The sequence below is a fragment of the Dialister succinatiphilus YIT 11850 genome, from assembly GCF_000242435.1.
Classification (GTDB): Bacteria; Bacillota; Negativicutes; order Veillonellales; family Dialisteraceae; genus Dialister; species Dialister succinatiphilus.
The window spans coordinates 380,127-392,524 of record NZ_JH591188.1; the positions used below are offsets into that span (position 1 = coordinate 380,127).

9 protein-coding genes are annotated in these 12,398 nt (G+C 51.5%); 8 read left to right on the plus strand and 1 reads right to left on the minus strand.

What is annotated here, in order from left to right; genetic code table 11:
* Positions 1-47 precede the first annotated feature (47 nt).
* The 4 genes from HMPREF9453_RS07200 (at position 48) to HMPREF9453_RS11080 (ending at position 3,483) form a co-directional block, all read left to right on the plus strand.
* Complete coding sequence (locus HMPREF9453_RS07200) at positions 48-560, plus strand: HD domain-containing protein (protein WP_008859897.1); 513 nt, start codon at positions 48-50, stop codon at positions 558-560.
* Positions 557-1,027 (plus strand): 8-oxo-dGTP diphosphatase, encoded by a 471-nt coding sequence (locus HMPREF9453_RS07205; RefSeq protein ID WP_008859898.1) that lies wholly within the window; start codon positions 557-559, stop codon positions 1,025-1,027. The genes HMPREF9453_RS07200 and HMPREF9453_RS07205 overlap by 4 nt, the downstream gene beginning before the upstream one ends.
* Positions 1,024-2,079, plus strand: coding sequence for an A/G-specific adenine glycosylase (mutY, locus tag HMPREF9453_RS07210; RefSeq protein ID WP_008859899.1), 1,056 nt, complete (start codon positions 1,024-1,026; stop codon positions 2,077-2,079). Before HMPREF9453_RS07205 ends, mutY begins: the two co-directional genes overlap by 4 nt.
* Positions 2,080-2,367: 288 nt before the next feature.
* Entirely contained in the window at positions 2,368-3,483 is a 1,116-nt protein-coding gene (locus HMPREF9453_RS11080) for a metallophosphoesterase (RefSeq protein WP_008859901.1), read from the plus strand.
* A gap of 52 nt (positions 3,484-3,535) precedes the next feature.
* Here the strand turns inward: HMPREF9453_RS11080 and HMPREF9453_RS07220 are convergent, their stop codons facing one another.
* On the minus strand, positions 3,536-4,045 hold the full coding sequence (locus tag HMPREF9453_RS07220) for a hypothetical protein (RefSeq protein ID WP_008859902.1): 510 nt from the start codon (positions 4,043-4,045) through the stop codon (positions 3,536-3,538).
* 286 nt (positions 4,046-4,331) lie between these two features.
* Here HMPREF9453_RS07220 and gyrA point away from each other — a divergent pair, with 286 nt between their 5' ends.
* The 4 genes from gyrA to HMPREF9453_RS07235 form a co-directional block, all read left to right on the plus strand.
* Positions 4,332-6,800 carry a DNA gyrase subunit A gene (gyrA, locus tag HMPREF9453_RS07225; protein ID WP_008859903.1) on the plus strand — a complete coding sequence of 823 codons (2,469 nt, stop codon included), beginning with the start codon at positions 4,332-4,334 and terminating at the stop codon, positions 6,798-6,800.
* Positions 6,801-6,873: 73 nt separating this feature from the next.
* Complete coding sequence (locus tag HMPREF9453_RS12110) at positions 6,874-7,017, plus strand: hypothetical protein (protein WP_187368064.1); 144 nt, start codon at positions 6,874-6,876, stop codon at positions 7,015-7,017.
* Between the two features lie 496 nt (positions 7,018-7,513).
* On the plus strand, positions 7,514-9,436 hold the full coding sequence (locus HMPREF9453_RS07230; protein WP_008859904.1) for an adenosylcobalamin-dependent ribonucleoside-diphosphate reductase: 1,923 nt from the start codon (positions 7,514-7,516) through the stop codon (positions 9,434-9,436).
* A 779-nt stretch (positions 9,437-10,215) separates the two neighbouring features.
* A partial coding sequence (locus tag HMPREF9453_RS07235) for a hemagglutinin repeat-containing protein (protein WP_008859905.1) occupies positions 10,216-12,398 on the plus strand: 2,183 nt, incomplete at its 3' end.

Genomic DNA, 12,398 nt, shown 5'->3' on the forward strand with positions numbered 1-12,398 from the left:
ATACTCTTTTTGAATACTATGTGTTTATCAAAACAGGGAGATACACTATGGATAAACTGACGGCTTTATGCAAAGCTATGATTACTTATGACAAAGGGGATCCCCGGCGGATTCACCATTTCCTGAAGGTTCACGCTTTTGCTGCCCAGATCGGCAGGGAGGAAGGGCTGGATGAGAAGACCCTTTTCCTTCTGGAAGCAGCTGCCTATGTGCATGATATCGGCATCCATGAAGGAGAGAGACGGTTTGGCAGGAATGATGGCCAGATCCAGCAGGAACTGGGGCCTGATGAAGCCCGTCCCATGCTGGAAGAGCTGGGATTTGAAAAGGAAGATGTGGACCGTATCTGCTGGCTGGTAGCCCATCATCATTCCTATGGCAGCATTGACGGCCCCGATGCCCAGATCCTGGCAGAAGCGGATATGCTGGTGAACCAGTATGAAGACGGTGCGCCGCTGAAGCAGAACGAAGCACTGTACCACCGCCTTTATAAAACGGAATCGGGCAAGAGAATGTTCAGGGAACTGTATTTTGACACCTACGAGGGAATCAAAAAGTGAGAGATACATCCCTGGTGTATCCGGTGCGGGACGATGGCTCCATCCTCCTGGGGCGGAAAAGGCGGGGCATGGGATATGGGAAATGGAACGGCTTTGGCGGGAAAATAGAGCCCGGCGAGACCATGCGCCAATGCGCCTGCCGTGAGCTTTTTGAAGAATGCGGCCTGGTCATGGCGCCGGAGAAGCTCATCATGGCAGCAGATCTCTATTTCCATCAGCCTTCGGATCCCGAATGGTCCCATGGGGGTATTGTATACTTTGCCCGGGGATGGGAAGGAAGTCCCCATTTGTCTGATGAAATGGAACCCCGCTGGTTCCGGGTGGAAGATTTCCCCTATGAAGACATGTGGATGGCCGATAAGGTCTGGCTTCCCATGATTCTTTCGGGAAAGAGAATCCGGGGGACCATTTATTTTGCAGAAGACGGGGAAAGGGTTTTTGATTATGATTTCCAGGAGATGACATGATGAAGGGAAAGAAAGGGGAGGGAAATTGGCAGGAAAGGCTCCTTGCCTGGTTTGACGGCCACAAAAGGGACCTTCCCTGGCGGGAAGATAAACCCCGGAATCCCTACCATGTATGGATTTCTGAAATCATGCTGCAGCAGACCCGGACGGAAGCAGTGAAGCCCTATTTCAACAGCTGGATGGAGCGGTTTCCCAATATTTCCGCCCTGGCCAGGGCTAAGGAAAGCGAGGTGCTCCACCAGTGGCAGGGCCTTGGCTACTACAGCCGCGCCAGAAATATCCATAAAGCCGCCATGGAAATGGCAGAAACCTATGGCGGCCGCCTGCCTGACAGGAAGGAAGATATCCTTTCCCTGCCGGGCATCGGAAGCTATACGGCCGGTGCCATCCTTTCCATGGCCTATGGGAAGCGGGAGGGCGCCATCGACGGCAATGTGCTCCGCGTCTATGCCCGCCTCTACCAGGTGGAAGAGGATATTTTAAAGAGCCGGGGCAGGAAGAAAATCGAAGCTCTGGTGAATGAAACGCTGCCGGATCGAGCCGGCGATTTCAATGAAGCTTTAATGGATCTGGGCGCGGATATCTGCATACCGAAGAATCCCCGCTGCAGTCTCTGCCCTCTGGCGGAAGACTGCGCAGCCTTTAGGAATGGAAAAGAAAAGGAACTGCCCTTCCGCACGCCGAAAAAGCCGCCTAAAGAAGAACAGGCGGCCTGCGGCATCTGGATAAAGGAGGGTAGGGTACTTCTCCACAAAAGGCCGGCCCGGGGCATGCTGGCTTCCATGTGGGAATTTCCCATGGCCCTTGGAGAAACGGAAGAGGAAGCCAGAAAAGGGCTGGAACAGCTTCTTGCGGGCAAAACGGAAGATTTCCTCTGGCAATATAAACATGTTTTCACCCATCGCATATGGCATATGAAGGCCTATCCTGTCAGGGAAGGGGCTGTGCCGGAAGGGGAATACCGCTGGTTTTCGCCGGAAGAATACAGGGAAATCCCCCTGGCCGGGCCCCATGCAAGGCTGGCGGCCTTCGTGGAGAAAATAGTGTACTAGTGTACTAGTGGGCTGGTGGGCTGGTGGACTAGTGAACTAGTTGGCATTACTAACGGCAGGTACCCAGATTCTTCGCTCCGCTCAGTATGACCGCAGGGGCGGGGAGAGGGCACGTAACGCAGGCTATAATTGCGGCGCAGCCGCCACCACAACCCTTGCAGCCGCAGGCTGCGTGAAACCTTAGAACCTTTAGAACCTTCGGGGCCGAAGGCGCCGTCAACCTTCCCCACTGAGCCTTCTGAACCTTTTGAACCCGGGCCGCAAAGCGGTCCAAAGGAGGTGACTCCATTGTTTGAACGGATGATTCTGACCATTTTTTCCCTGCTGGGAATTCTGAACGGCGCTTTTCTGTCCGTGATTTTCAGGAGAAAACGGTTTTATTTCTACATGGCAGGAAGCTGGCTCGTTTCCTTTCTTTCAGCCGCCTATTTCCTCTGGTATGCCAGAGGCTATGAGGGACTGGGACTTTGGTCCCTCTATGTGGGATATCTGGCCTGCGGGCTCATGGTGGCAGAAATCATAGCCCTGCCCTGCCTGTTTATCCTGTCCCTTCTGTCCATGCCCCAGAGGTTTTTGAAGGAGACTCGCAGGCTGGCTCTCGGTGTCCTTCTTCTGGCGTGCGGGATAGGCCTGTATGGCGCCATTGACGGCAATACCAGCGAGAAGGTGGAGCATCTGGATGTCTATGTGGAAGGACTTCCGCCTGCCTTTGAGGGATACAAGGCAGCCCAGATGACGGATACCCACATCGGCCCCTATTTCCGGTATACTGACCTTCCCGACGAAATTGACCGGGCCAGGAGCGAAGGGGCACAGGTGCTTTTCTTTACGGGAGATCTCATCGACGATATCCGCCATATGCCGGAGGCTGCCGATACGCTGAAGGAGAAGTACCCTGCCTTTCCTGACGGCATTTACTATGTGTGGGGAAATCACGAGTATTACCGGGGGAAGGATTATATTGAAAGGGAGCTTCTGAAGACGCCGGTGAAGCTTCTGGTGAATGACCATGATGCGATTACAAGGGACGGGGAGTCCCTCTATGTGGCCGGTGTCGATTATCCCTGGTCCCGGGGAAGGGCTATGGAGATAGAAATGGATTCCATGACTGATGAAGCGTTCCGCGGGATTCCCAAGGGAGCACCGGTGGTGCTTCTGGCCCATCATTCCGCGTTCCTGGATGAAGGGTTCCGGAAAGGGGCGGCCATTACCCTGACCGGCCATACCCACGGCACCCAGTTCGGCCTTTTCGGCAGGCCCATCATTACGCCCTTCACCTATACCCGGGGGCTCTACAGTGATGGAAAGAATGTGGGCTACGTGTCCCGGGGCGACGCCAGCTGGTTCCCCTTCCGATTCAGCTGCCCCAGGGAGCTTGTCATCATCACTTTCCATAGAAAATAAAAAAGGCTTTGAAGAAATGATTTCCATTTCTTCAAAGCCTTTTTTCATGGATTCAGCTTTTGGAGGAGGACAGGGTGGTGTCGATCTTATTTTCCGGTTTCTGGGAAATCTGTACGATTTCACTCCTAATCTGCTCCATTTCATCATTGTTGTCTTGGGTGAGAGCCTGAAGGGTGACCGCTGTTTTATCGGCATTGGTCAGAGGGGTTTCAATGGTTTTGGACATGGTATTGTAGGACAGGGCGATTTCCCTGCCGCCCTTGTCGGGGGTAATCACCAGACGGCCGCCGTCTACGGTGCCCGTGCCGGCCAGGGAACCGTTGACTTCCTTGCTTCCCTGCTGCACTTTATGTTCTACCGTAATGGTTTTATCATCATTTTTTGTAAAGGTAAGGGTTTCCAGGTTCCGTATATGGTCGCCGGACCAGTTCACGCCGGCGTCCTGCACGCCCCACCAGGTGCCCTGCCAGGGACCACCGCTGAGAAAATGGACGTAGGCGAAAAAGCCGCCGCCCGCCAGGAGTACGATGGCAATCACAATGGCTGCCAGGTATTTCTTCATGATTCCACATCCTTCAGATAAAAAGAGTCTATGCCTTATTATATAAAAAAATATGAATGAATAAAAGAGAGAAATTTTCATTTCCTTGAAATGGCTGAAACAGGGCTTCCAGTATCTTAAACGAATTTCAACCTCTGTGTGATAAAAATGGAAAAGGGCCTGTAAACGCATTTAAATGGCCCTGGAAGCCATTTTATGGTATAATACCTATAAGCAAAGTAAGTTCCCAAAGGACTGACAGGGCTTCCTGAAGTCCTTATTTTTATGCCTCATCAAAGGAGGACCTATGGATTCCATTGAATGGAAGGAAGGAAAAATCATCAATACCCCGCTGGAAGGGCAGATGAAAAATTCCTACATTGACTATGCCATGTCCGTCATCGTCACCCGTGCGCTGCCGGATGTGCGGGATGGTCTGAAACCGGTTCACCGCCGCATTCTCTATGCCATGAGTGAAGCCGGTATGCTTCCGAATAAGCCTTACAAGAAATCGGCCCGTATCGTGGGCGATGTACTCGGTAAATTTCATCCCCATGGCGATTTTGCGGTATATGAATCGGCCGTCCGCATGGCCCAGGATTTCTCTACCCGCTATCCCCTGGTAGACGGCCACGGCAACTTCGGTTCCGTGGACGGCGACTCTCCGGCGGCTATGCGTTATACGGAAATGCGTATGTCCAAAATCACCCTGGAAATGCTCCGGGATATTGACAAGAACACGGTGGACTTCATGCCCAACTACGACGGCTCCCTGCAGGAACCGGTGGTGCTTCCTTCCCGTATCCCCAACCTTCTGGTGAACGGCTCCTACGGCATTGCCGTAGGCATGGCCACGAATATTCCTCCCCACAACCTGTCGGAAGTGGTGGATGGCCTTTCTGCCATGATTGACGATCCCGATATTTCCATCGAAGGGCTCATGAAATACATCAAAGGCCCTGATTTCCCGACTGCCGGCATTATCATGGGCCGGAAGGGTATCGAAGATGCCTACCGCACTGGCCGCGGTTCCATTACCGTCCGTGCCAAAACCGCCATCGAAGATATGCCGAAGGGCAAGCACCGTATCGTGGTGACTGAACTTCCTTACCAGGTGAACAAAGCCCGCCTCATCTCCTCCATTGCAGACCTGCAGCGGCAGAAGGTGCTTGATGGCATCACCATGCTTCGGGATGAATCGGACCGCACGGGCATGCGCATTGCTATTGAACTCCGTGCCGACGTAAGCCCGGAAATCATGCTGAACAACCTCTTCAAGCATACCCAGATGCAGATTAATTTCGGCGCCATCATGCTGGCCCTGGTGGACGGCCATCCCCGTATCCTGAACCTGAAGCAGATTCTCTACTACTATCTGAAGCATCAGGAAGAAGTGATTACCAGAAGAAGCCGCTTCGAACTGGATAAAGCCAAAGCCAAGGCCCACATCCTGGAAGGCCTGCTCATTGCACTGGACCATATTGATGAAGTCATCCGCACCATCCGCGAATCCAGAACCGACGAGATTGCAAAGAATGCATTAATGAGCAAGTTCGACCTGTCCGACAAGCAGTCCACCGCTATTCTGGATATGCGCCTGCGCCGCCTGACCGGACTGGAAAGAGACAAACTGGAAGCTGACTACAAGGACGTGAAAGAGACCATCGCTTACCTGGAAGACCTCCTCTCCAGCAGGGACAAAATCATGAATGTGGTGAAGGAAGAACTGCAGGATGAAAAGAAGAACTTCGGCGATGACCGGCGCACGGAAATCACCGACGCCCAGGAAGAGTTTACCATTACCGACCTGGTGCCCGACGAACCTATGACCATTACCCTGACCAAGCAGAACTACATCAAACGCATGGACTCCGCCGACATCCGGGTACAGAGAAAGGGCGGCCGCGGCGTGTCCGGCATGAAGATGAAGGACGAGGACTATGTATGGAAGATACTGAACACCTCCACCCATAACCGCATCCTCTTCTTCACCAACTACGGCAAAGTGTACATGAAGACTGCCATCGACCTGCCCAAGTCCGGACGCACAGCCAGAGGCAGCGCCCTCATCAACTACATTCCCAGCCTCTCCAAGGGAGAAAGGGTGACGGAACTTCTGGACATTGATGCTGCCGGAGAAGATACGAAGTACCTCCTCATGGTGACCAAGAAGGGCTATGTGAAGAAGACGGAAATCGCGGAATACAGAAACATCAACAAGAACGGCCTTATCGCCATCCGCCTGAATGAAGGGGACGAACTGGTGACAGTGCTCCGCGTGAAAGGTGACGAAGATGTCATCCTGGGCACTCGCTTCGGCATGGCCATCCGCTTCTCCATCAACGACAGCGAAGTCAGGTCTCTCGGCAGAGCCGCTGCCGGTGTCCACGGCATCCGCCTCTCTGAAGTGAAGGGCGTGGAAGATGAAGTGGTAGGCGCTGTCATTGCTGCCGATAAAGACATCTTCACCATCTCCGCCGACGGCAACGCCAAGAGGAACAAGGCCGATGCCTATCGCATCCAGGGAAGAAACGGCATGGGTGTCCGCAACTTTAAGAAAGGCTTCGAAGTGGTGGCTTTGGTGGCTGCCGATGATAATGATGAACTGGTAGGGGTTTCCGAACAGGGCATCACCATCAAGACCAAGGCCAGCCAGATTACCAGCAAAAAAGCCAAGGCAGGACAGGGCGTCATCCTCCAGAGACTGGAAGAGGGCGACCGCATCGCATCCATCGACGTTCTTTCCGGCGATGCGGAAAACGAAGAGGAAGAATAAATAGAAATCCTTTGATGAAATAAAGAGACAGTGAAGAAATGACGATATTTCTTCACTGTCTCTTTTGCGCTGTATGAGATTTAAGAGTAAACATTCCAAAATGACAGTGGAGGGGGAAAAAAGACAGTTAGACATGGAAACGGACAGACGACAGCCGCTGCGGAGCCTTCCTGCGGGGACGGTCATTCTGAACACAGTGAAGAATCTCGTTGCCTGATGTTAGTGGGAATTATGTCGTTAAGGAAGCGCTGATTAAATCATTGTTTGCTTTTATTCTTGAATTTTTATGCAATGTGAGGAATGGGCTGACGCGAATAGCGAGCTATTTAAGGAAGCCCATGACGAAACAGTGCATAAAAATTCTTATAAAAGAAAACTCTATGAATTAATCAGTGCTTCCTTAAATACCGATGAACAGGAAGGCGGAAGAGGCATAACAGCCACGCGCCATAGAGCAGTGAGATTTCTCCACTTCACTTCCGATCGTCGAAATGACATGGGAGCGTCTGCAGTCTGATTGTCTGACCATCTGACAGCGTTTCAAAGAGGCCTTCATGCCCCTTTTCCGCTGTTTTCTTCTTTATTCTCACTATATCGCTATATTTCTATATCTCATGTGAAATACAATATATTGTATGCCTTTATGGTATTTGACTCAATACATAGTATGTGCTACCATGGGTTTATCAAAATTACGGAAACGAGGGATTCTTATGAACCACTGGTACGACAATACAATCAGTCAGGGCATCCTGAAAGAAAAATATTATCATAAAGGAGAAAAGACTCCTCAGGAATTTATGGACCGGGTGAGCTCCATCTTTGACCCGGAGCTGAAAAAGAGGATCAGAGGCTATCTGGAAGATACCTCCTTCTGCCCCGCAGGCCGCACTCTCTATGCGGCAGGGGCCAAAGGAAAATTCAAGGTATCCATGTCCAACTGCTATATCCTGCCATCGCCGGAGGATAATCTGGAATCCATCTTCCGGGCCAACTATGAAATCGCCCGCATTTTTTCCTATGGCGGCGGCATCGGCATCAATATTTCCAACCTCCGCCCCAAGGGAAGCGAAGTGAGGAACGTGGCCCGCAGCTCCACCGGTGCCGTTTCCTTCCTGAAAATCTTCAATGTCACCGGTGAAGTGATCAGCCAGAACGGACGGCGGGGCGCCATGATGGTGGGCCTCAACTGCAGTCATCCCGACATTTACGAATTCCTTCACATCAAACAGAACGAGGAAAAGCTGTCCTCCATGAACATCAGCATCCTTTTCACCGATGAATTCATGGAAGCCGTGCGGGATGACAAAGAATACAACCTCCATTTCACCGTGGAAGCCACCGGCGAGAAAATCGAAAGAACCATTAAAGCCCGGGAATTTTTCAAAGAATTCTGCGAAACCCAGTGGGACTGGGGCGATCCCGGTGCCATTTTCATCGACCGGATGAACCAGAACCACCTCCTTGCAGGCTACGATGAATACAACATCGAAATCACCAACCCCTGCGGCGAATTCGGCGGCAACGCCTACAATGCCTGCAACCTGGGCAGCGTGAACCTCTACACCATGATTGACGACAAGTTCAGCGCCCACCCCGTATTCAATGAAAAGCGGTTCAAAAAGACTGTGTACGACGGTATCACCGCCCTCGATGAAATTGTGGACTATGGCTATGATGCGCAGCCCCTGGACGCCAACCGGACCTGCATCGACGACTGGCGCTCCCTGGGTCTCGGCCTCTTCGGCGTGGCGGACGCTCTCATTGCCATGAAACTCACCTACGGTACCAAAGAAGCCAATGACTTCATGGGCCGCGTCATGAAAACCATGCTCCTCACCGCTCTCCGCTCTTCCTGCGACAGGGCAAAGGAAAAAGGCACCTTCGGCCACTACCGCTGGGAAGCCACCAAGAAATCTCCGATTATGGACATGGTGGAAAAACTGGATCCCGAGCTTTATGAGGACATCCACCAGCATGGCCTTCGGAACGGTACCCTTCTGGCCATTGCTCCCACCGGCACCATCTCCCTCCTCATGGGCAGCTTCTCCGGCGGCTGCGAACCGCTCTACAAGATTTCCTACGAACGGACCACCCATAAAATGGAAGAAGTGCACGGTCATTTCAGAGTCTATGCCCACAGCATTAAAGACCTTCTGGAATACCATCACCTGCCCCTCACTATTTCCGACGAAGAAATCGTGGCCCGCTTCCCCTGGGTCATCGAAAGCCACGACGTGCCTTTCATGAACCGCGTCCGCATGCAGGCGGCCATGCAGAAATACGTGGATAACTCCATCTCCAGCACGGTAAACCTGAAAAACAGTGCCACCCCGGAAGACATCTACCGCATCTACCTCTCCGCCTGGGAAAGCGGCTGCAAAGGCATCACCGTCTTCCGTGACGGCTGCCGCCGGGGCAACATCCTGGGTGTAGGGGAAGAAGATAAAAAGGAAATGGAAAAAGAAAGAAAAACGGAAGGCAAAAAAGAGGACAGTCAGGAAGAAACGAACATAATAACAATGAAACCTGTAGATAACACCCCCGAATGCCCCAAATGTCATTCCCACCACATCCACATAGAAGGCCACTGCAGCACCTGCGAAGAATGCGGATGGTCCGCCTGCGGACTGTGACGGAAAACACACAGGATCCTGCGAAATATAAAAGCCCCTATCTGCTGTAAGCAGATGGGGGCTTTTATTATGGGGGCTGGGTAGAAAGGATGCCTGAGTATTTGGCCTTCTTCCTCTGGAAGAAGGTGGCGCCGGATGATAGCAGGCTTTTTGTAGAAAAGCCGAGGCCCTGCAGGGGCCTGGCATGGCTCATTTTCCATCATAAAATCAGCCGGTTCATTATCCCAATCAAAAACCCCCGTCCTCTAATAAGAGGGCGGGGGTTTTCTATTTAGATTTCTTTCATTGATTCAAGACAACACGAAAAGCCCGAAAGAGCTAGGCCCGACGGATAGAAGACAGATGCGCCAATCTTCTACCGCTCCATCATGACGATGGCCTCTTTCAGGCTGTTCGCTTAGACCTCGGAATGAACCAAGGCGCCTAATCAGGAAAATGCAAGAAAAACTCATAACGCATCGAACGGACCGAAGCCCGGAGCTCTTATGGTTTCATCCATGCGAGATGGCTTGCAGCCGGACCAGGAACCGGGTATTTTTTCGTGGCCACTCCCCGGACCTTGTCCAAGCTCTCATCTATGCTTATTATACTATATAAAATTCAATAATGGAATAGTATGATAAACAAATATGCTTGCCTGTTTCGCAATTAAATATGAATAGATGTAATGAAATAGAAGATACAGGCTTTCTGCAGGAAGAATACCATAGGCGAAAGATAAAATTTCTGGACATGTAACTTTCTGAAAAATCTCCTTGACTGCCGGTGAAGATATCTCTATGATGGATGAAAAGGAACATCACGAAACCATCCACGAATACCACTCCCACGTATCCGGCCTCCTCTCTTCCAAGACCAAAGACCTCTATGAAGCAGGGACGACGGACACCGTGAGAGGAAGCCTTATCTCCGGGAATGAAACCCATATGGAAAGCGGAAGAGACATGACCATTACAGGAAGCGCCGTCATCAGCAGTAAGGATGCCAACCTCCTGGCTGGAAGGAACTTCAAAGCCGACAGCACTGAAGAAAGAAGCGGCAGCACCTACCGGGAATCCGTCAAAAAGAGGGGCCTCCTCTCCGGAGGCGGCCTGGGCTTTACTATGGGCAGCGAAAAGAGAAAGGGCCGCTATGACAGTGAAGCTGTAGAACAGGTAGGAAGCACCATAGGCAGCGTGGAAGGAAGCGTTCGTATCAGCGCAGGGAAAGATGCAGATATAGAAGCCTCCCGCGTTTCAGCAGGTAAGGACCTGGCGGTTAGAGGAAAGAACGTGACCATCACCAGTAAGGATAATGTATACACCAATAAAGAAGAACATGAGTACAAGAGAAGCGGGCTCAGTGTATCCCTGGGAGGCAGCTTTGTCAGCGGTGTGAACAGCGTGATTCAGCCTCTGCAGAAATCCGGTGACGTGCAGGACGGAAGACTGAAGAACCTCTATATGGCTGATGCCGGTATGAATGGGCGTACCGCTATTCGCAACTTTGACAGTGCAGGCAAAGTCAAAGCAGGTCTGGCAGTGGATGTAGGGTTCAGCTCTGTATCCTCTACATCCAAAGCCTCTTCCTATGAGACACAGGCACAGTCATCTACCCTTACTGCCAAAGAAAAGGCAGATATCCGGGGCGGAGAAAATCTGTCCATCCAAGGCTCCACAATCCAGGGCAAAGATGTGGACCTGGAAGCGGAGAAAGATATCCGGCTGACTGCTGCCGAAAATAAAAGTGAAATGGATATTCATGAAAAGACAAAGAACGGCGGTATTTCCACCTCCTGGGGCATCGGCGGCCTTTCAGGAGTCAAGGTTTATGGACAATCCGCCAAAGGCATGGAAAATGCAGCATCTCTGACTCATACCGCAAGCGAAGTTTCTGCAGAAAATACCCTCCATGTATCCGGTGGCAATGACACAATCATGACAGGTAGCCGCATGGAAGGTGGTAAAGTAGTGCTTGCAACTGGTGGCAGTCTTCGCATAGAAAGTTTGCAGGACACCGAAAGTTATAAGAGCAGAAGTAATGTGAAAGGCGGGGCTCTGGCAAGCGATGTATTCAAAGACAGCGCAGGCCATAAAAAGCTCGACAAACCCTACCTCTCTGCAGAAACTGCCAGAGGCTATACGGATTCTGACTATGCATCGGTTAAAGAACAGGCTGGAATCTATGCAGGTCAGGAAGGTTATGATATTTCCGTCAAAGACAATACCTACCTTAAAGGTGCTGTCATAGACAGCAAAGGCAGCGTGGATAAGAACACCCTCCGCACCGGGACTTTAAGCTGGGAAGATATAGAGAACAAGGCTGATTACAAATCCGGCGGCAGTGGCATTTCCTATACGGCCAAACTGGGTGGCAACGTAAATAACGACACCCCGTCCTCCAGAGAAAACAGCCGGTACGACAAAGAACCGGGGACGAATACCCATAACGAAAGCGATAAAGTCACCAGAGCTAGCGACGAGAACCGCATTCCTCTCAATGAAAGAGGCCTTTTAGGTGTACCGACAGCAGCGACCAAAGGAAAAGCTGATTCTACTACCAAAGCAGCCATGGCACCGGGGAAAATCGTTATTACGGATACAAAGAACCAGAAACAGGATGTTACCGGACTGGATAGAAATACCAGGGACAGCCTGAACAAACTGAAAGCCATCTTTGACAAGACAAAGGCAGAAGAGCGGAAACAGCTGGTAGAAGAAATGAGCATCGTAGGCAATGAAGCCATTCACGAACTGGCTGCAAGAAACGGCTGGGGTGAAGGTTCCATAGAAAAGACCGCCCTCCATGGCCTTCTTGGCGCAATGACAAGCAAAGCGGCTGGAAGCAGTGCCCTTGCTGGCATCCTTTCCGGTGGTGTGCAAGAATATGCCATGGGATACCTGCATAACCACATGCCAAAAGGCTGGGCAGCAAACCATCCCGATGAAGCACAGATGATTGCAGCCGGATTAGGCATGATTGT

What these genes read in the sequence shown, in the direction of transcription:
- HMPREF9453_RS07230 (WP_008859904.1), top strand. Translation starts at nt 7,514, where the DNA reads ATGAACCACTGGTACGACAATACAATCAGTCAGGGCATCCTGAAAGAA.
- HMPREF9453_RS12110 (WP_187368064.1), top strand. Translation starts at nt 6,874, where the DNA reads ATGAGATTTAAGAGTAAACATTCCAAAATGACAGTGGAGGGGGAAAAA.
- gyrA (WP_008859903.1), top strand. Translation starts at nt 4,332, where the DNA reads ATGGATTCCATTGAATGGAAGGAAGGAAAAATCATCAATACCCCGCTG.
- mutY (WP_008859899.1), top strand. Translation starts at nt 1,024, where the DNA reads ATGATGAAGGGAAAGAAAGGGGAGGGAAATTGGCAGGAAAGGCTCCTT.
- HMPREF9453_RS07200 (WP_008859897.1), top strand. Translation starts at nt 48, where the DNA reads ATGGATAAACTGACGGCTTTATGCAAAGCTATGATTACTTATGACAAA.
- HMPREF9453_RS07220 (WP_008859902.1), bottom strand. Translation starts at nt 4,045, where the DNA reads ATGAAGAAATACCTGGCAGCCATTGTGATTGCCATCGTACTCCTGGCG.